Source organism: Nocardia sp. NPDC004573, from assembly GCF_053602135.1.
The window spans coordinates 106,031-124,815 of record NZ_JBSGDA010000010.1; the positions used below are offsets into that span (position 1 = coordinate 106,031).

Sequence of the window (18,785 nt, forward strand, 5' to 3'; positions counted from 1 at the left end):
TCCGGCGGTGGTAACACAATTCAGCACACATTCTGCAATCCGTTCGAATTGGACAACGAAACAATCGCTGGCACTGTGGAATTCAGGCGCGTCCGCGGCGAGTCGATGTCCCCTATTTGCCGTGAAATTCGCAGAACGATTGCTTCGAGAAAGCGCTGCGGCCAGAATGGGTGGGGCCGACAACCGGCATCTTGGGGATCCGTCGGCACTCGTGGCCGACACGACTAAGTGGGGAAATACGATGAGAGTCAACAGATTCGCCGCAACCGCCCTGCTCGCGGTCGGTGCCACCGGAATAGCGACGGGCGTCGCGCACGCCCAGCCCGCGGCGCCCGCGCAGGTCGGTGTGCACGGCGTCGAGCAGGGACTCGGCTTCACCTCGGCTCCGGCCGCCGACGGCTCCGGGGTGGTCACCACCCTGGACGCGGGCAGCTTCGCGTTGACGACCGATGCGAGGGCAGTCGAGCTGCGCAACGAAGCGGGACAGGTCGTCGCGACCATGCCCCTGGCGTTCCAGGCCTCCGGCGCGGCGCACGGGCTGGCGCCGGCCATCTCCGATTCCGGCCGCACCCTCACGGTGACGCCGGTGGGCTCGCCCGCGACGACCGAGCGCCTGAACCAGTTCGTCGGGGAGGACGAGACGCTCGCGCGTAAGCAGTACAACGCCGGCATCGGTGCCCTCATCGGCGCGGGCATCGGCGCAGTGATCGGCTTCTTCCTGGGCGGAGTCGGCGCGCTGGTCACTATTCCGATCGGCGCGGGAATCGGGGCGCTGATCGGGTTCTCCACGCCGTAAACGGCCGGTCCGGTGTGCGGCCGCCGTGAGACGACCGCACACCGATCACCGGTCGCATCGCCGGGATTCCCGGGCAGGCGCACGCTTCCCCGCGCCGCGCCGCCGGGGAGCGCGGCGTTCCGACCGTCGAGCGCCGATTCGTCCAGACCCGTAGCTGGCAGTCCGAAACGGAATGCCCGGCCGGGCGCTGGGGCATGATGGGAGGGCACGAAGACGATCGGAGCGAAGACACAGGATCAGCGAGATGGCACAGCGCAGTTCCCTCTCGCAGCGACGCGCTGCACTGGAACAAGAGTGGTCCCGATGGATACCTGCCGGGATACCGCAGGGTGATTCCGCGCTGCGCAGCGAGGTCGCGCAGTCGTGGCTGCGGTCGCTGAACACCGTCGATCCGGCCTGTGAGCAGGCGCCCCTCGCCGAAGCCGACGTGGCCGCACGCTGGGCCGAATCTCCCTTGCGTAGCCCGGTTTCCGAGCTGACCGATCAATTGCGCGACATCACCGAAGGCGCGGGCTACGTCGCGGCGATCACCGATGAGACCGGCACCATCCTGTGGTCGCACGGCGGTCCGGTCATGCGCCGCCGCGCCGAACAGGTGAACTTCGCGCCGGGCGGCCGCTGGGACGAGGCCCACATGGGCACCAACGCGCTGTCGCTGGCGTTGCGCACCGATCGGCCGCACACCGTGTTCTCCGCCGAACACTTGGTCGCGGCCCTGCACGGGTGGGTCTGTTACTGCGCCCCGATTCGCGCCGCGAACGGTCGCCAACTGGGCGTGCTCGACCTGTCCACCACCTGGGACCGCGCGCACCCGCTGGCCATGTCCACCGCTCGCACGCTGGTCACCGCCATCGAAACCAAGCTGCAGCACCGCATGACCGCGCCGGGAGTCCGGCTGACCTGCCTCGGCGCGGCCCGTCTCCTCCGCGATGGCGCGCCCGTGCGGCTGCGCCCCAGACAACTCGAGATCCTGACGCTGCTGGCACTCGAGCCCGAGGGATTCACCCACGAACGCCTGCATTTCGCGGTGTACGGCGACCGGCCGGTCGGCGCAAGCACGCTCAAATCGGAGATGTCCTATCTGCGGCGCGCCACCGGCGGCGACATCACCAGCCGGGTCTATCAGCTGGTGAGCCCACTGTCCTGTGACGCCGTGGACGTGCTGGCGGCGCTCGAAGCGGGCGACACCGCCACGGCCGTCGAGCTGTATCGCGGGCCGCTGCTGCCGGGCTCGGATACGCCGGGCATCGTGCAATGGCGCGAGTATCTGGAGGTCGGCGTGCGCACCGCCGTGCTGTCCAGCGGGAACGTCGAGCACGCGCTGCGCTACGGCGAGCGAGCGCCGTATGACGTCGAGGTGCACGAACACGCGCTGGGCCTGCTCCCCGCGGGCGACGGTCGGCGTGCGCTCGCGGCCGCCCGGCGGCACGCCGCGCTGCGCGACTGAGTGCGCGCCTCAACGTTTCGTCAACCCTCGCCGGGCATAGTGACCCGCATCACGGCCGTGGCGCCGTGTGCATCACGTCCGCAACCAGCGAGGAGTCATCCGCCATGAGCTACGCAAAGCCGGGAACCGAGGGCAGCGTCGTCGAATTCGCCCCGCGCTACGACAACTTCATCGGCGGGGAGTGGACCGCCCCGGTGGAAGGTCGCTATTTCGAGAATCCCTCCCCGGTGGACGGTCAGACCTTCTGCGAGGTGGCGCGGTCCTCGGCGGCCGACATCGAACTGGCATTGGACGCCGCGCACCGCGCGGCTGACGCGTGGGGCGCCACATCGACCACCGAGCGCGCCAACATCCTCAACAAGATCGCCGACCGGATCGAGGACAACCTCGAGGCACTGGCGGTGGCCGAGACCTGGGAGAACGGCAAGCCGGTCCGGGAGACGCTGGCCGCCGACCTGCCGCTGGCGGTCGATCACTTCCGCTATTTCGCCGGGGCGGTACGCGCCCAGGAAGGCGGCATCAGCGAGATCGACGCCGACACCATCGCCTACCACTTCCACGAACCGCTCGGCGTCGTCGGGCAGATCATCCCGTGGAACTTCCCGATCCTGATGGCCACCTGGAAGCTCGCGCCCGCGCTGGCCGCGGGTAACGCGGTGGTGCTCAAGCCCGCCGAGCAGACCCCGGCCTCGATCTTGAAGGTCGTCGAACTGATCGCCGATCTGCTGCCGCCCGGAGTACTCAACGTGGTCAACGGCTTCGGCGTCGAGGCGGGCAAGCCGCTGGCGGCCAGCCCGCGCGTGGCCAAGGTCGCCTTCACCGGCGAGACCACCACCGGCAGGCTGATCATGCAGTACGCCAGCGAGAACATCATCCCGGTCACCCTCGAACTGGGCGGCAAGAGCCCGAACATCTTCCTGCCCGACGTCATGGCCGCCGACGACGCCTTCCTCGACAAAGCGGTGGAGGGCTTCGTGATGTTCGCGCTCAACCAGGGCGAGGTGTGCACCTGTCCGTCCCGGGCGCTGATCCACTCCTCGATCTACGACGAGTTCATCGCCCGGTGCGTCGAACGGACCAAGGCCATCCGCAGCGGCAACCCGCTCGACGAGGCCACCATGATCGGCGCGCAGGCCAGCAACGACCAGTTCGAGAAAATCCTGTCCTACATCGATATCGGCCGCCAGGAAGGCGCCGAGGTACTCACCGGCGGCGGCGCGCGCAAGGTCGACGAGTTCCCCGGCGGTTTCTACGTCGAGCCGACGATTTTCTCCGGCCGCAACGACATGCGCATATTCCAGGAGGAGATCTTCGGACCGGTGGTGTCGGTGACCACGTTCGACTCGGTCGACGAGGCGCTGAAGATCGCCAACGACACCCTCTACGGACTCGGTGCGGGCGTGTGGACTCGAGACATCAACGCCGCCTATCGCCTGGGCCGCCAGATCAAGGCGGGCCGGGTGTGGACCAACTGCTACCACGCCTACCCCGCGCACGCGGCCTTCGGCGGCTACAAGAAGTCCGGCATCGGACGCGAGAACCACCGCATGATGCTCGACCACTACCAGCAGACCAAGAACCTGCTCGTCAGCTACTCGCCGGACAAGCTCGGATTCTTCTGATGCCGGATCCGGTCCAGCGCGTCGAGTTCACCGGGCCCGCGGAGGAACTGCTGCGCCTGCTGATCGAACAGCACGGTCCGGTCATGTTCCACCAGTCCGGCGGTTGCTGCGACGGCAGTTCACCGATGTGCTACCCGCGCGGCGAATTCCGGGTGGGCGCCTCGGACGTGCTGCTGGGACATCCCGCGGCGGACACGCCGTTCTGGATGAGCGCCGACCAGTACGAGTACTGGCGCCATACGCACCTCACCGTCGACGTGGTGCCCGGCCGGGGCAGTGGGTTCTCTCTGGAAGCGCCCGAAGGTGTTCGGTTTTTGATCCGGTCGCGGCTGCTCACCGACGAGGAACTCGCCCTCCTCGAAGCCGAACCGCCACCCACCGGGGCGGATCTGTCCCCCTGACCCGGAGCATGGGCTGCTCACCGGAGCGCCGGTGAGCAGCCCTTTCCCGAGTCGGTGGGCAAAAAAATTCCATGCGGGAATAGCTGGGCAGCGGATACGGTCGTTCGAGGTGGTTAGACAGGCGAACGAGAGGGGCCGCGGTGGCGACCGAGACTGTGCCGGTGTCCGTCGGGTTCCGCTCCGAACGCGGCGCCATCCTGGGCTCGCTGATGCTGGCCACCGCGCTGGTCGCGCTCGATTCGACGGTCATCGCCACGGCAGTGCTCACCATCACCGACAACCTCGGTGGCTTCGCGCAGTTCCCCTGGTTGTTCTCCATCTATCTGCTGGCGCAGGCGGTGACGGTGCCGATCTACGGCAAGCTCGCCGACACCGTGGGGCGCAAACCCGTGATCCTGTTCGGAATCGCGATGTTCGCGCTGGGTTCGCTGCTGTGCGGCGTGGCGACCAGCATGCTCGGACTGATCGTCTTCCGCGCTGTGCAGGGCATCGGCGCGGGAGCGATCCAGCCGATGACGATGACGATCGCGGGCGACTTGTACACGCTGTCCGAACGCGCCAGGGTTCAGGGCTATCTGGCCAGCGTGTGGGCCATGTCGAGCGTGGCGGGCCCGCTGCTGGGCGGCCTGTTCGCCGAGTACGTCAGCTGGCGCTGGATCTTCCTGATCAATCTGCCGCTCTCCGCGCTGGCCGGATGGATGCTGGTGCGCCATTTCGCCGAGAGCGCGCCCCGGCGCAGGCAGCGCGTCGACTACCTGGGCGCGGCCCTGCTGACGATGGGTGCGGGGGCGTTGATCCTCGGGCTGCTCGAAGGCGGCCAGGCGTGGGCCTGGTCCTCGCCGGTGAGCATCGGCATCTTCGCGGGCGGCGTCGCGCTGCTCGCGCTGTTCGGTCTGGTGGAACGCCGGGTGCCGAATCCGATCCTGCCGCTGTGGGTGTTCGGCCGACGGGTGGTGATCGCCAGCAGCCTGGTGTCGGTCCTGATCGGCGCTGTCGTGCTGGGCGCGACCTCCTACGTGCCGACCTTCGCCCAGGGCGTGCTCGGCACCGGCGCGCTCGTCGCGGGCCTGACGGTCGGCGCGCTGACACTGGGCTGGCCGCTCGCGGCGTCCCAAGCCGGAAAGGTTTACCTGCGGTTCGGGTTTCGCGCGACAGCCCTGCTGGGTAGCGGTCTGGCGGCGGTCGGCGCCGCGAGCACCCTGTTGATCACCCAGCACTCGGCGCTGTGGCAGGTCGCCGCGTCCTGCTTCGTGATCGGCACCGGCATGGGCCTGGTCGCGACCCCGACGCTGATCGCCGCGCAGACCAGCGCCGAGTGGTCCGAGCGGGGTGTGGTCACCTCGGCCAACATGTTCGCGCGCTCGATCGGCAGCGCGGTGGGCGTCGCGGTGTTCGGCGCGATCGTGAACGCACGGGTCGGGCACACCGATCACCCGCTGCCAACCACGCTGGCTTCGGCGGTGCATCTGGTCTTCGTCGCCATCGCGGCGATGGCCGTGGTCATGGTCGTGGCGGCGGCGATGATGCCGCGGCGGGCGGCGACCGACTGACCCTCGCTCCGGACGGGGCGCGCGGCGGGGCACGGACCAGCCACACCGGGGGCCTTCTTGTGCGTGTTCAGCCACCGAGCGAGGTTGCCCCGGCGGGCACAGCGACCACCGTCGCGGCTCGCCGCACCGCGCAGCCCTCCGCCCGAGCACCTGGCGCCCGGCGCGGCGCGGCGCGCTGAGGCCAGAGGGGCGATCCGGACGACACGACCCGATGTAGCGGGTTTTCGGAAGCGTCCGGAACCGGACGTGCCGCAAGCTTGGCTTCCCAACCGAACCAGAAATTGGAGGTCCCAGTGGCACAGGCCGTATGCGGGATCGTCGGCGTGTTCTTCCTGGGTATGGGTGTGTACGCCCTCGCCGCACCCACAGCGCTGATCCGGCCGTTCGGCATCCGGCTCGGCGAAGCGAGCGCGCGATACGAAGTGCGCGCCGTCTACGGCGGATTCGGACTGGCGATGGCGGCCGTGCTCGCGGTCGCCGCCCTCGACCTCGAATCGCTGCGCGGCGGGATCATGGTCGCCGTCGGCGCGGCGCTGGCGGGTATGGCGTTCGGACGGGTCGCGTCGGCGGCGCTCGACGAGCGAACGGCTTTCTACCCGACCTGGTTCTATGGCGTTGTCGAGGTAGCGGGCGCCGCCGCGCTCTTCCTCGCCGCTTAGCGGAAAGCGCTCCTCACCTGGTGCGCACGGTGGCGGGCGGCGTGTCGGCCCGGCCGAGCTTGCGCAGCGCCAGGTACCCGGCCGACACCAGCGCCGCCCACACCACGCCGACGACGATCGCGGTGCGCCCGCTGTCGGTGAACAGCAGCAGCACGACCACCAACCCCAGGAACGCCAGCGCCAGCACGGTGGTGTAGGGCGCCGCGGGCAGCCGGTAGTCGCTCGCGGGCAGCTCGCCGCGGGCGACCTTGGCCCGGTAGATCAGGTGGCAGACCAGGATGACGCCCCAGACGAAGATGATGCCGATGGTCGACACCGAGGTGATGTAGGCGAAGGCCTTGTCCGGCGAGATGACGTTGACCACCACGCCGATCACCATCGCGGCCGCCGACGCGGTGATCCCGGTGTAGGGGACCGCGTTCGCGCTCAATTTGTTCAGCCGGGCGGGCGCTTCACCGCGCAGCGACAGCGTCCGCAGCATCCGGCCGGTCGAGTAGATCCCCGAGTTGCACGACGACAGCGCCGCGGTGAGCAGCACGAAGTTGACGATGCCCGCCGCGCCGGGGATGCCGATCTGCTCGAAGACCTCCACGAACGGGCTCTTGCCCGCGTGGAAGTTGCGCCAGCTGGACACCGCCATGATCACCACGAGCGCACCGACGTAGAACAGGCCGATCCGGAACGGCAGCGTGTTGATCGCCTTGCGCAGGGTGGTGCGGGGTTCGCGCGCCTCCCCGGCCGTGACGCCGACCAATTCGACACCGACGTAGGCGAACAGCACGATCTGCAGCACCAGCAGCGACTGGCCGATGCCGTTGGGGAACACGCCGCCGTCGGCCCACAGATTGGTGACAGTGGGATCGGCCGCGTGACCGAATCCGAACAGCAGGACGCCGATGCCGAGCAGGATCATGCCGACGATCGCGGTCACCTTGATGGTGGAGAACCAGAACTCGCCCTCGCCGAACAGCCGCACCGAGATCAGGTTGGCACCGAACATCACCGCGAGCACCACCAGCGCGGTGACCCACGGCGCGATGTCGAACCAGTACTCCACATACTTGCCCGCCACGGTGATCTCGGCCATGCAGGTGGCCACCCACACCGCCCAATACGACCAGCCGGTCGCGAATCCGGCGAAACGGCCGAGGAACTCGTGCGCGTACTCGGCGAAACTGCCGGAGATCGGCCGGTAGGTCAGCAGTTCGCCGAGCGCGCGCATGATCACGAAAATGGCCAGGCCCGCCGCGAGGTAGGCCAGGATGAGACCGGGGCCCGCCTGCTCGATCGCGCCGCCCGCGCCATAGAACAGGCCCGTGCCGATCGCTCCGCCGATGGCGATCATCTGGATGGTGCGCGGGCTGAGGCCCCTGGCGTATCCCTCCGAGTCCCCGCCGTCCGCCGGAGCCAGCGGTTCCGCGTCCTGCAGGTGCCGATCGGAGGCTGTCATACTGCGGTCCTTCCCTCGCTGGGCAGCGGCGCCGGTCGCCCGCCGGTGCGCCGTAACACGATGTCGGATCATCGCACGGCCGCCCGGCCCAGGGCGTCACGCTACCGCCCCGGCCCCGCGCGTCGTCGCCGGGGCGATCGCGGCTACCGGTCCGGCGCCGGGCATGCCATCATCGGATCCCCTACCGATCGGCTTCCGTCATGACCGAACTCTCTCTCCGGCGCACGCGACCCGGACGTGCCGCGCTGCGCGCTCTCGTCGTCCTGCTCGCGGTCGTCGCCGTCCTGATCGGCGCGGCGTTCGCGACGACGGCGATCTTGCACATCCCCGCGCCGCCGACGCTGCTGCGGCTGCTGACCGATCCGCCGTCGGCGCAGGGCGCGCTGTTCGAGAGCCGGACGGTGGCCGCCTCCCCCGTCCCGCATCCCCTGCCGAGGGCGCCGCGGCCGCTGCCCGGCCAGGTGCCGTGGAAGGGCTCGGCTGTGTCGATCGCCGAGTTCCTCGACACGACGCACACCAATTCGTTCCTCGTGCTGCACGGCGGCGCCCTGACCCACGAGTGGTACCGCGACGGCTTCACGGCGACCACCCGGCAGTCCTCCTGGTCGGTGGTGAAGTCCATCGTGTCGCTGCTGACCGGCCGAGCCGTCGCCGCGGGGAAACTCGCCGAGGACGACCGCCTGGTGCGGATCCTGCCCGAGCTGGCCACCGGCGGCGCGTACGACGCCGTCACCATCCGCGACCTGCTCGACATGGCCTCCGGCGTCGACGTCGCGGAGAACTACAACAAGTACCTGCCGCTGACCGGCACCGCCCGCATGTACCTGACCGAGGACCTCGACGGATTCGTCCGCGCGCACCGCGGCCTGCGCTTCCCGCCGGGCAGCGCGGGCGAGTACCGCAGTGTGGACACTCAATTGCTGGGCATGGCGCTGGCGCGGGTCGAGGGCCTGCCGCTGGCCCAGCTGCTGGAGCGCGACATCTGGGCGCCGATCGGCGCCGAGGACGAGGCGCTGTGGAATCTGGATCGCGCAGGCGGCCAGGAGAAGGGTTTCTGCTGCCTGAACGCGACCGCCCGCGACTTCGCCAAGATCGGCGAACTGGTGCTGGACGGCGGACGGGTCGGCGAGGCGCAGATCGTGCCGCCGGCCTGGATCGATCGCATCCGCACCCCGGCCCCGCACCGGGTGGGCGAGTGGCCTTACGGCGCGCAATGGTGGCATCCGACCGGCGGCGACGGCGCGGACCTCACCGCCGTCGGCGTCTACGGCCAGTACGTCTACCTCGACCCGCCCAGCGGCACCGTCATCGTCAAACTCAGCGATCACGGCACCACCCAGGACGAGCAGGACACCATCGAGGTGTTCCGGGCGATCGCACGCGGCTGAGACGGCCGCGAAATACCGCGGGCACGGGTGGCGTTGGCAGTGGAGATCGCCACTGTGGAGGAGACCCATGAACGACGTCCCGCTGTCCGTACTGGATCTGGCGCCGGTGCAGTCCGGCCGCACCGTCGGCGAGGGGCTGGAGGCGACCACCGAATTGGCCAAGCGCACCGAGGCGTTGGGCTATCACCGGTTCTGGGTGGCCGAACACCACAATATGCCCGGCATCGCCAGCTCGGCGCCGAGTGTGCTGCTGGCGCATCTGGCGGCCGCCACCTCGACCATCCGGGTCGGCTCCGGCGGGGTGATGCTGCCCAATCACGCGCCGCTGGTGGTCGCCGAGCAGTTCGGCACCCTGCACGCGCTGCATCCCGGACGGATCGACCTTGGCATCGGGCGCGCGCCGGGCACCGACCAAGCGACCGCTCGCGCGCTGCGGCGGACCGCGGACGGACTCTCGGCGGAATCGTTCCCTCAGGAACTCGCCGCCCTGCTGGGCTATTTCCGCGGCAGCGATCCCGGCGGTATCGCCGCGACGCCGGGCCGCGGCGAGGAACCGGACATCTGGTTGCTCGGCTCCAGCGGCTACAGCGCCCAGGTCGCCGCGGTGCTCGGGCTTCCGTTCGCGTTCGCCCACCACATCAGCCCCGACAACACCGAGCCCGCGCTCGCGCTCTACCGCGAGCACTTCCGGCCTTCGCCGCGCCTGGAGCGTCCGCACGCGATGGTGGCGGTCGCGGCGATCTGCGCGGACACCGACGAGCGCGCCGAGGTCCTCGCGGGGCCGCGTGACCTGGCCTTTCTGAACCTGGTGCGCGGTACGCCGCAGGCGCTGGCCACCCCGGAGGAGGCGGCCGCGTTCCGTCCGTCGGAGCAGGAGCGCGCGTTCATCCGCCAGCGCCGCGCCGGGCAGTTGCTCGGCTCACCGGAAACGGTGCGCGCGCAGCTCGCGGACCTGCTCGAGCGCACCCGGGCCGACGAACTGATGATCAACACGCTGGTCTACGACATCGACGACCGTGCCCGATCGTTCGAACTGCTCACCGAGAAGGTCGTCGCGGCCTGAGACGGCGGATCAATGCAAGCGGAAGCCGTGGTTGGTCAGCGATTCGCGCAGCCGATGCCGACCGTTGAGCGCCGCCGCCGAGGCCAGCCGGGCCAGGACACGTTCGGTCCAGGAATGCGAGAGTTGTTGCTCGGCATAGAATTCGGCGATCCGGGTCTCGTACGCGGCCACATGCGCCCGCTGCGTGTCCAGATCGTAGGTCTCCCGGTGCAGGACCGCGTCTTGCGGCAGGCGCGGCTTCACCCGCGCGTCCTCGGCGGGGTCGGGGTGGCCGACCACCACACCGAACACGGCGAAGACCTGTGGCGGCAGGCCGAGTTCGGCGGCGACTTCTTCCGGCTTGTTGCGCAACGCGCCGATGTAGACGGTGCCGAGCCCGAGCGATTCCGCTGCCACGACCGCGTTCTGCGCCGCGAGCGCGGCGTCGATGAAGCCGACATAACTCGATTCGAGGTAGTCCGCGCCCTCCAGCGGCGCGCTCCGGTCGTCGGCGAGCTGGCGCAGGCGCGCGAAGTCGGCCGTCCAGACCAGCAGCACCGGTGCCTGCACGATGTGGGCCTGGTCGCCCGCGAGCGCGGCCAAGCGGGCTTTGCGCTGCGGGTCGCGCACCGCGATGACGCTCCAGACCTGCAGGTTCGACGAGGTGGGCGCGGATTGCGCCGCGGAGATCAGCAGGCGCAGGGTCGCGTCCGGCACCGGGTCGGCCAGATAGCGGCGCACCGAGCGATGCTCGTGCAGCACCTGCAGGACCTGGTTCCACTGCGCGGGTTCGACCGGTCGAGGGTCGCGGTAGCGCTGTTGCACGGCGTGGGTCGGTGTCGGCACGGACTGCGTCATGGGCATCATCCTTTCGCCCGCCCGGCGCGCCGTCAGCGGTTGGCCGCAGGCCGAGCCGAACACAGGTAGGGTAAGTAAGGCAATCCTAATAATATTTATCGGAGGTTCCCCTTGGCACGTCCTCGCACCACCTTCACGGTGCAGCACACCGAATGGCTCACCCCGCATCTGATCCGGGTGCACCTCGGCGGTCCCGGCTTCGCCGCGTTCCGGCCCAGCGAGTTCACCGACTCCTACGTGAAGTTCATCTTTTCGCAGGAGGGCAACGAGGTGCTGCGCACCTACACCGTCCGTTCGGTCGACCCCGTCGCCGGGGAGATCGCGGTGGATTTCGTCTATCACGGAGCGGAGGGCATCGCGGGACCGTGGGCGGCCGCGGTCGAGCCCGGCGCGACCATCGACGCGTACGGCCCCGGCGGCGCCTACTCGCCGCGCCCGGATGCCGATTGGCATCTGCTGGCCGGTGACGAGGCGGCGCTGCCCGCCATCGCCGCCGCGCTCGAGGCTCTGCCCGCCGACGCGACCGGGCTGGCGTTCGTGGAAGTCGGCGGTCCGGACGACGAACTGCCGGTGAAGAAACCCGACGGCATCGAGCTGACTTGGCTGCACCGGGGCGTCCGGTCCCCGGGCGAGGTGCTCGCCGAGACCGTCCGATCCGCGCCGTGGTCGCCGGGGCAGGTCCAAGTGTTCATTCACGGGGAAGCCGACGCGGTCATGAAGGATCTGCGCCGCTACATCCGTAAGGATCGCGGTGTCTCCGCCGAGTGGGCGGCATCGATCTCGGGGTACTGGCGTCGCGGCCGCACCGAAGAAGGCTTCCGGCAATGGAAGGCCGAACTGCGGGCGGCCGAGGAGGCCAACGCCTGAACCGTCGATCGCCCCACCCGCTCATCGCCACGATCGCGTCCCAGGTGAGCGTCGGATATTCGGGGTGACGCTGCTGCAGGATGGCGCCGGCCAGGCTCGCGGGCGGCGCCTTCCGCGGGTTCGCCGCGGCCTGGGCTTCGATCGCCGCACCGAGCGCGCGGCTGCCGCCCAGCCGCGGATAGGCGGTGTGCACCAGGTCGGCGAAGCCGGTCGGCAGGTCGGTCGGCGCGCCGCCCACGTCGACGGCGATCCTGTCAGCACCCCGTCCGACACCGTCACCACTCGCCCGCACGCACCCGGTCCCGAGTCGGCGCGACGAGTCCCAGCGGTCGGCGAAGGCCCTTATCCCGACCGCGCCTATCCGCCCGCGAGGGGTGGCAAGACGTCGACGCTCGGACTGAGCGCGGCCGTAGGGTCGCGGGTGAGTTCGTCGCTGATCAGGTAGGCGCACACCGACCTGGCAGGACACGACATGGGCAGGGGGTGCCTGCGTTCCGCGCGCCGCAGCGGATCCAGGTCGAGTTGAGCCGCGATCTGCTGTGCGCCCGCCGAGGCGAACGGCGGGCGAGTCCGCTGAGACCCGCGCGGGATTTCTCCGGGCGAAGTGTAGAGATCGGCCCGCGCGGTTCGTCGTCCGAGTAGAAGGGGTATCCGAGCCCTTCGCTGCGAGGAAGGATGACATTATGCACTACCTGGCGACACTGGTAGGACGTGAAGACGGCCCCGGGATCCGGCCCGGCACCCCGGAGTTCGACGCGGAGGTGGCGAAGTACGCGGCGTTCGAGGAACGCGAGGCCGCGGCGGTCGCGGGTGGCGTGGCGCTGTACCCCTCCGCCGACGCGCGGCACATCCGGCGGGCTGACGGACGGATGCTCGTCACCGACGGCCCGTTCGCGGAGCAGGCCGAGGTCGTCGGCGGGTTCTACGTCTTCGAGGCCGCCGACCTGGACGAGGCCATCCGGCTGGCGCGTCAGCTGCCCGCCGCCGAGGACGGAGCGGTCGAGGTGCGCCCCATGGTGATGTGGTCGCCCCACGACACCCCACGCGCGGATTGGTGGTTGGCGCTGCTGTGGGAAGCGCCGGACGCGGTGATCGCGCCGGGCGGTCCGGAGTGGGACGACGCGGTGGCCGCCCATGAGCGGTTCGGTGAGAAGCACGCGGCGGCCCTCCGCGGTGGCGGGGCGCTGCAACCGCCGTCTTCGGCGACCACGGTCCGGGTGCGCGATGGGAAGCTGCTGCTCACCGACGGTCCGTACGCGGAGTCGGCCGAGGTGGTCGATGGGCTGTACCTGTTCGCCGCGCCGGACCGGGAGCAGGCGGTGCGGATCGCGTCGGCCATCCCGGTCGGCGAGCGCGGGCGCACCGAGCTGCGCCAGGTCGTGGACTTGGGCGACTGACGTGCGGACAGGGCGGGCCGCGGCGATCGACGCCGTCTACCGCGCCGAGTTCGGCCGGGCTCTGGCGACGGTGGCCAGGACCGTCGGCGACATCGGACTGGCCGAGGACGCCGTGCAGGAGGCATTCGCCGACGCCGTGCGTACCTGGCCGGAGCGCGGGCTGCCGTCGAACCCGGGGGCGTGGATCACCACGGCCGCCCGCAATCGAGCGCTGGACCGGCTGCGGCGCGAGTCGGCGCGGGCCGCCAAAGAATACGACGCGGCCCTGACCCGGACGCCGAGCGAGGAGAACGAGGTGTCACCAGTGCCGGACGACCAGCTGCGGATGATCTTCGCCTGTTGCCATCCGGCACTGGCGCGACCCTCGCAGGTAGCCCTGACGCTGCGCCTGGTGTGCGGGTTACGGACGGCCGAGATCGCGCGTGCCTTCCTGCAACCGGAACAGACGGTGGCGCAACGGCTCACGCGTGCGAAGGCGAAGATCCGGCAGGCGGGCATCCCGCTGCGGGTGCCGCCCGCGCACCTGATGCCGGAGCGGGTGCCGGGTGTGCTGGCGTGCGTGTATCTGGTCTTCACCGAAGGGTATTTCCCCACTTCGGGGCCCACCGCGGTGCGCGACGAGCTGTGTGACGAGGCGATCCGCCTCGGCAGACTGCTGTGCGAGTTGCTGCCAGGGGAACCCGAGGCCCGGGCGCTGCTGGCGCTGATGCTGTTGCAGGACAGCCGCCGGGGGCAGCGTCGGCGCGACGACGGGGAATCGGTGCCGCTGGAGGAACAGGATCGGTCGCGGTGGGACGACGCGATGGTGCGGGCGGGGCTGGCGTGCCTGCGGTCCGCCGAAGCCGGGGACAGCGGCCCGTACCTGGTGCAGGCGCGCATCGCCGCCGCGCATGCGACGGCGCCGAGTTGGGCGCGGACCGACTGGCACTCGATCGCCGCGGAGTACGACGAACTGCTGCGGCTGGCCCCGTCACCGGCGGTCTCGGTGAACCGCGCCGTGGCCGTAGGATTCTCCCGCGGGTTCGACGCGGGCTTGGCCGCCCTCGACGAGGTCGCCGACGATCCGCGGCTGGCCGGATCGCACCTGGTCCCCGCGACCCGCGCGGACCTGCTGCGACGCAGCGGCCGGTGGCGGGAGGCCGCGGCGAACTACCGCGTGGCGTTGGCACTGGCGCGCAACGATCAAGCGCGGCGGTTCCTGGCTCGCCGTCTCGCCGAGAGCGAGGCGGCTCGCTAGGCGTCTAGGTGAGGAGACCGACGATGGTGGCGGACAGGAAGCTGACCAAGGTGGCGCCGTAGAGCAGGCGAAGGCCGTTGCGCGCGATCACCGTTCCTTGTTTCTCGCTGAGGCTGCGCACCGCGCCGGTGACGATCGCGATGGTGGAGAAATTGGCGAACGACACCAGATAGGTGGACACGATCGCCACGGTGCGGTCGGACAGTCCGCCGTCTCGGCGGTTCAGCTCCTGCATGGCGACCACTTCGTTGGACACCAGTTTGGTGCCCATGAATCGGCCCGCGGCCGCGGCCTCGTCCCACGGGATGCCGGTGAGCCAGGCGCCGGGGGCGAAGACGTGCCCCATCACATCCTGGAACGTGGTGCCGTGGAACAGCGCGGCGAAGATTCCGTTGATCATGGCCAGCAGAGCGATGAATCCGATCAGCATGGCCGCGACGGTGAAGGCGACCTTGAAGCCGACCAAGATGTACTCGGTGAGCATCTCGAAGAACGATTGCCGCTTGCGGCTGTCGGCGATCTCCGCGCCGAGCAGCCGGGCGTCGTCGGCGGCGGTGACCACGTAGGGGTTGATCAACGAACACACCACGAAGGCGCCCAGCATGTTCAGCATGATGGCCACGACCACGTACTTCGGATCGATGAGCTGCATGTAGGCGCCGAGGATGCCCGCCGAGACCGTCGACATCGCCGAGGCCGCCAGGGTGTACATCCGCTGGGACGGGATGTCGTCGAGCATGGCGCGCAGCGAGATGAACACCTCGGACTGACCGAGGATGGCGGAGGCGACCGCGTTGAACGATTCGATCTTGCCGAAGCCGCTCACCCACGCCAGCAGCAGGCCGACATACTTGATGATCCACGGCAGCACCCGCAGGTGTTGCAAGATGCCGATCAAGGCGGAGACGAGCACGATCGGCATCAGCACCGCGAAGAGGAAGGCGGGCCCGCCGCTGCCGACTTCGGGCAGGTCGCCGAACACGAACGCCGTCCCCTGGGCGGCGTAGCCGAGAATATGGTCGAAGGTGTCGCTGATCGCACGGATCACGGTGCGCCCGATCCCCGTCTTCAGCAGCAGGAAACCGAGCGCCACCTGCAGGGTCAGCAAGATGCCTATGCGCGGCAGCCGGCCGGCGGCGGCACGGCGGTCGGTACTGGGCAACCATGCCAGCAGCAGAAAGCACGCCAGCCCGACGAACCCGATCAGATAGTGCACGCGCACCTCGGCTGCGGTGGCGTGCATCGGCTTGTGGGAGCGGCTCTCATGTCGGTCTATGGTGCGTTGTCTCCACAGTTGAGAAGATCGACGACGGCCGCGGAACTTAGGTACGCGAAGTAGCAGTGACATCGCCCAGGTGAGAAGGAATGATCGGTGTGCAGACCGGTCGCCCTGATCTCATCCTGATGACCTTCCCGATCGCCCAGGGGTCGGCGCACCCCTTCAATCGAAGGTGAGGTGGCGGAGGTGGCGCGAGCTTCGACAGACCAGGCCGACGAGAATTCCGTCGAATTCGGCGGCTACCAGCAGGAGCTGGAACGGACGCTCGGCTCCTTCCAGGTGTTCGCGATCTCGTTCGCGTTCATCTCGGTGGCGGTCGGCATCTTCGCGACCTACGACGACGTGCTGCGCCACGCGGGTCCGGTCGGCATCTGGCTGTGGGTCCTCGCGGCGGTGGGCCAGGCCCTGGTGGCGCTGGTGGTGGCGCAGTTCGCGGCGCGCATCCCGCTCAGCGGCTCGTCCTACCAGTGGGCATCGCGACTGGCGAACCCCAAGATCGGCTGGTGGTTCGGCTGGGTGACGTTCTGCTATCTGGCGATCGCGGTGGTGGCGGTCGACAACGCGCTCGCGAGCCAGGCGTTCATGCCGCTCGCCGGTCTAGAGCGGGACGAGGAGACCGCCCGCGTCATCACGCTCGTGGTGCTGTTCGTCCAGGCCGTGCTGGCCATCGCCTCGACGCGCATCGTCAGCATGATCAACACCTCTGCGGTGGGGCTGGAACTGGCGCTCGTCGTGGTGCTGGCGATCGCGCTCGTCGTCGCCGTGGTGATCACGGGCCGTGGGACCCCCGGCAATCTCACCTCGCGCGGTATCACCGAGAACGCCTCCGGCTACTTCGCCGTCGGCGGTGGATTGATGCTGGCGATGATCATGGGCCTCGGCACGCTGGTCGGCTTCGACGCGGCGGCCAACCTGGCCGAGGAGGCGAAGGACCCGCATCGCAGCGTCCCGCGCGCGATCGTGGGATCGGTCGTGGCGGCCGGCGTGCTGGGCTTGCTGTTCCTGATCGCGCTCACCGTCGCGATCGATGACATCCCCGGAGTCAGCGCCAGCGGCTCGCCGGTCGCGGCGATCATGCGCGACCAACTCGGCCCGGTGATGGAACGGGTCCTGCTCGCGGCGATCACTTTCGCATTCTTCGGCGCCGGGATGGTGGTGCTGGCCGCCTGCTCGCGGCTGGTTTTCGCGATGTCGCGCGATGCGCGCTTCCCCGCCCACAAGCTGATGCGGCGGGTCGATCCACGCACGCATACCCCGGTCCCGGCGACGATCCTGATCTTCCTGCTCGGCGTCGTCCTGATGGTCGCGCTGCCGGGTGACGCCCTGCTGGAGCTGATCACCGCCTCGACGATCCTGCCCGCCCTCATCTACGGCGCGACGATCGTTCTCTACCTGGCGGTGCGCAGGCGGTTGGACCGCAGGAAAGGCGCGTTCGATCTCGGGCGCTTCGAGTTGCCGATCGCCGTCGGCGCGCTGGTGTGGTCGGCCTTCGCGCTGTTCGTGCTGGTCACGCCCGCGGACGCGACGGTTCCCGTGGTGATCGTGGCCGGTTTGCTGCTCGTGGGCGGGCTGTTCTTCCTCGCCGTGCTGACCTTCGACCGGCAGGCGCTGGAGACGGAACCCGGTGACGTGAGCGTCTTCGAACACTGAAGTTCGACACTGCGCGGGCGACGATGCGGCCGACGCCGCACCGCCCGGAAGCGTCCTGACTTCCGGGCGGCGCAGCGATGCCGAGCACGGTCACTGGCGCGGCGCGCGCAACGCTTCTTCGACGAACTGCGTGGTGTAGGTCCTCGACAGGTCGATGCGATCGCGCACGGGACGCACGTTCCTCGAGTACTTGCCGAGGATGTCCAGCACGTTCTGCGCGCCTTCGGGTTTCATCAGACCGTCGCCGTTGAACATGCCGATGGAGTCGCGGATCGACTGGACGTAGAGGTCCTTGCCCGCGCTCGCGTACTGCGGCGGCATCTTCGCGGCGATCTCCTCGGGCGTGTGCGTCCGGATCCACTGCAACGTCTGCACGAAGGCGGCGGCGAGTTTGCCCACGATCTCCGGGTGGGCGTCGATCGTCGCGCAACTCATGTACAGCGACGTCGCCGGATACAGCCCGCCGAGCGCGGCGCGGGTGCCTGCCTCGGTGCGCAGGTCGACCAGGATCCGCGCATCGCCGGAGTTCACCATCTGCGCCACGGTCGGGTCGGTGGTCATGCCCGCGTCGATGCCGTCGTGGTTCATACCCGCGATGAACGTCTGTCCCGCACCGACTTTCACCCGGGTGTAGTCGGCGGTGCTCATGCCGACCTGGCCGGTGAGGGCCTGGGTGAGGAAGTCGGTGGAGGAACCGAGCGAGGTCACGCCCAGTTTCCGGCCGCGCAGATCGGCGACCGAGGCGATGTCCGGGTCCGCCTTCGACACCAGTTCGACCTCACCGGGCACGTCGGACATCTGCACCACCGAACGGATGCACTGGTCCTTGGCCTGCAGGTCGATGGTGTGGTCGTAGAAACCGACCACGCCCTGCACGTCGCCGGTGAGCAACGCGGTCTCGGCGGTGGCGCCGGACTGCTCGCCGAGCAGTTTCACATCGATGTCGTTGCGCTCGAAGAAGCCGAGTTGCTGTGTGAGCATGGCAGGCAGATAGATCACCTTTTCCAGCCCGCCCACCATGATGGTGATCTGCGGCCTGCCGTCGGCCATCGGAATGGTGCGGGAGTCCCGGCATCCGGTGGCCGTCAGCAGTGCCACGATCGCGACGGCGACGAGCGCCAGGTGCTTGCGATACCTCATGA

16 protein-coding genes are annotated in these 18,785 nt (G+C 69.4%); 12 read left to right on the forward strand and 4 right to left on the reverse strand.

Annotated features, from left to right (window positions below):
- Nucleotides 1–241 precede the first annotated feature (241 nt).
- The 6 genes from ACWEKR_RS18145 to ACWEKR_RS18170 all read left to right on the forward strand — a co-directional run bounded on the left by ACWEKR_RS18145 (nucleotide 242) and on the right by ACWEKR_RS18170 (nucleotide 6,475).
- Entirely contained in the window at nucleotides 242–796 is a 555-nt protein-coding gene (locus tag ACWEKR_RS18145; RefSeq protein WP_452355422.1) for a hypothetical protein, read from the forward strand.
- 244 nt (nucleotides 797–1,040) lie between these two features.
- Entirely contained in the window at nucleotides 1,041–2,243 is a 1,203-nt protein-coding gene (locus ACWEKR_RS18150; RefSeq protein WP_452355423.1) for a transcriptional regulator, read from the forward strand.
- A gap of 104 nt (nucleotides 2,244–2,347) precedes the next feature.
- Complete coding sequence (gene adh, locus ACWEKR_RS18155) at nucleotides 2,348–3,865, forward strand: aldehyde dehydrogenase (protein WP_452355424.1); 1,518 nt, start codon at nucleotides 2,348–2,350, stop codon at nucleotides 3,863–3,865.
- A complete protein-coding gene (locus ACWEKR_RS18160) occupies nucleotides 3,865–4,266 on the forward strand; it encodes a DUF779 domain-containing protein (protein WP_159839953.1) in 402 nt (133 codons plus the stop codon). Before adh ends, ACWEKR_RS18160 begins: the two co-directional genes overlap by 1 nt.
- Nucleotides 4,267–4,406: 140 nt before the next feature.
- Nucleotides 4,407–5,816, forward strand: coding sequence for an MDR family MFS transporter (locus tag ACWEKR_RS18165; RefSeq protein WP_452355425.1), 1,410 nt, complete (start codon nucleotides 4,407–4,409; stop codon nucleotides 5,814–5,816).
- A gap of 293 nt (nucleotides 5,817–6,109) precedes the next feature.
- Complete coding sequence (locus ACWEKR_RS18170) at nucleotides 6,110–6,475, forward strand: DUF4345 family protein (protein ID WP_452355426.1); 366 nt, start codon at nucleotides 6,110–6,112, stop codon at nucleotides 6,473–6,475.
- Nucleotides 6,476–6,488: 13 nt separating this feature from the next.
- Here ACWEKR_RS18170 and ACWEKR_RS18175 read toward each other — a convergent pair whose 3' ends face one another.
- Entirely contained in the window at nucleotides 6,489–7,925 is a 1,437-nt protein-coding gene (locus ACWEKR_RS18175) for an amino acid permease (RefSeq protein ID WP_452355427.1), read from the reverse strand.
- 200 nt (nucleotides 7,926–8,125) lie between these two features.
- Here ACWEKR_RS18175 and ACWEKR_RS18180 point away from each other — a divergent pair, with 200 nt between their 5' ends.
- Both ACWEKR_RS18180 and ACWEKR_RS18185 read left to right on the forward strand, forming a co-directional pair.
- On the forward strand, nucleotides 8,126–9,313 hold the full coding sequence (locus ACWEKR_RS18180) for a serine hydrolase domain-containing protein (RefSeq protein WP_452355428.1): 1,188 nt from the start codon (nucleotides 8,126–8,128) through the stop codon (nucleotides 9,311–9,313).
- Between the two features lie 67 nt (nucleotides 9,314–9,380).
- Complete coding sequence (locus ACWEKR_RS18185) at nucleotides 9,381–10,376, forward strand: LLM class flavin-dependent oxidoreductase (protein ID WP_452355429.1); 996 nt, start codon at nucleotides 9,381–9,383, stop codon at nucleotides 10,374–10,376.
- Nucleotides 10,377–10,385: 9 nt separating this feature from the next.
- Here ACWEKR_RS18185 and ACWEKR_RS18190 read toward each other — a convergent pair whose 3' ends face one another.
- Nucleotides 10,386–11,213, reverse strand: a complete 828-nt coding sequence (locus ACWEKR_RS18190) for an NADPH-dependent oxidoreductase (protein ID WP_452355430.1) — start codon at nucleotides 11,211–11,213, stop codon at nucleotides 10,386–10,388.
- A 111-nt stretch (nucleotides 11,214–11,324) separates the two neighbouring features.
- On the opposite strand from ACWEKR_RS18190, the gene ACWEKR_RS18195 reads away from it, so the two are divergent.
- The 3 genes from ACWEKR_RS18195 (at nucleotide 11,325) to ACWEKR_RS18205 (ending at nucleotide 14,714) form a co-directional block, all read left to right on the forward strand.
- Complete coding sequence (locus tag ACWEKR_RS18195) at nucleotides 11,325–12,080, forward strand: siderophore-interacting protein (RefSeq protein WP_452355431.1); 756 nt, start codon at nucleotides 11,325–11,327, stop codon at nucleotides 12,078–12,080.
- 683 nt (nucleotides 12,081–12,763) lie between these two features.
- Complete coding sequence (locus ACWEKR_RS18200) at nucleotides 12,764–13,477, forward strand: YciI family protein (protein ID WP_452355432.1); 714 nt, start codon at nucleotides 12,764–12,766, stop codon at nucleotides 13,475–13,477.
- Nucleotide 13,478: 1 nt separating this feature from the next.
- A complete protein-coding gene (locus ACWEKR_RS18205; protein WP_452355433.1) occupies nucleotides 13,479–14,714 on the forward strand; it encodes an RNA polymerase sigma factor in 1,236 nt (411 codons plus the stop codon).
- Nucleotides 14,715–14,718: 4 nt separating this feature from the next.
- Here the strand turns inward: ACWEKR_RS18205 and ACWEKR_RS18210 are convergent, their stop codons facing one another.
- Complete coding sequence (locus ACWEKR_RS18210) at nucleotides 14,719–15,957, reverse strand: NupC/NupG family nucleoside CNT transporter (protein ID WP_452355434.1); 1,239 nt, start codon at nucleotides 15,955–15,957, stop codon at nucleotides 14,719–14,721.
- Between the two features lie 213 nt (nucleotides 15,958–16,170).
- Between ACWEKR_RS18210 and ACWEKR_RS18215 the strand changes: the two genes are divergently transcribed.
- Complete coding sequence (locus tag ACWEKR_RS18215) at nucleotides 16,171–17,643, forward strand: APC family permease (RefSeq protein WP_452355435.1); 1,473 nt, start codon at nucleotides 16,171–16,173, stop codon at nucleotides 17,641–17,643.
- Between the two features lie 90 nt (nucleotides 17,644–17,733).
- On the opposite strand, the gene ACWEKR_RS18220 is transcribed toward ACWEKR_RS18215, so the two are convergent.
- Nucleotides 17,734–18,783: an ABC transporter substrate-binding protein gene (locus tag ACWEKR_RS18220; protein WP_452355436.1), complete on the reverse strand. Its 1,050-nt coding sequence runs from the start codon at nucleotides 18,781–18,783 to the stop codon at nucleotides 17,734–17,736.
- Between the last annotated feature and the right edge of the window lie 2 nt (nucleotides 18,784–18,785).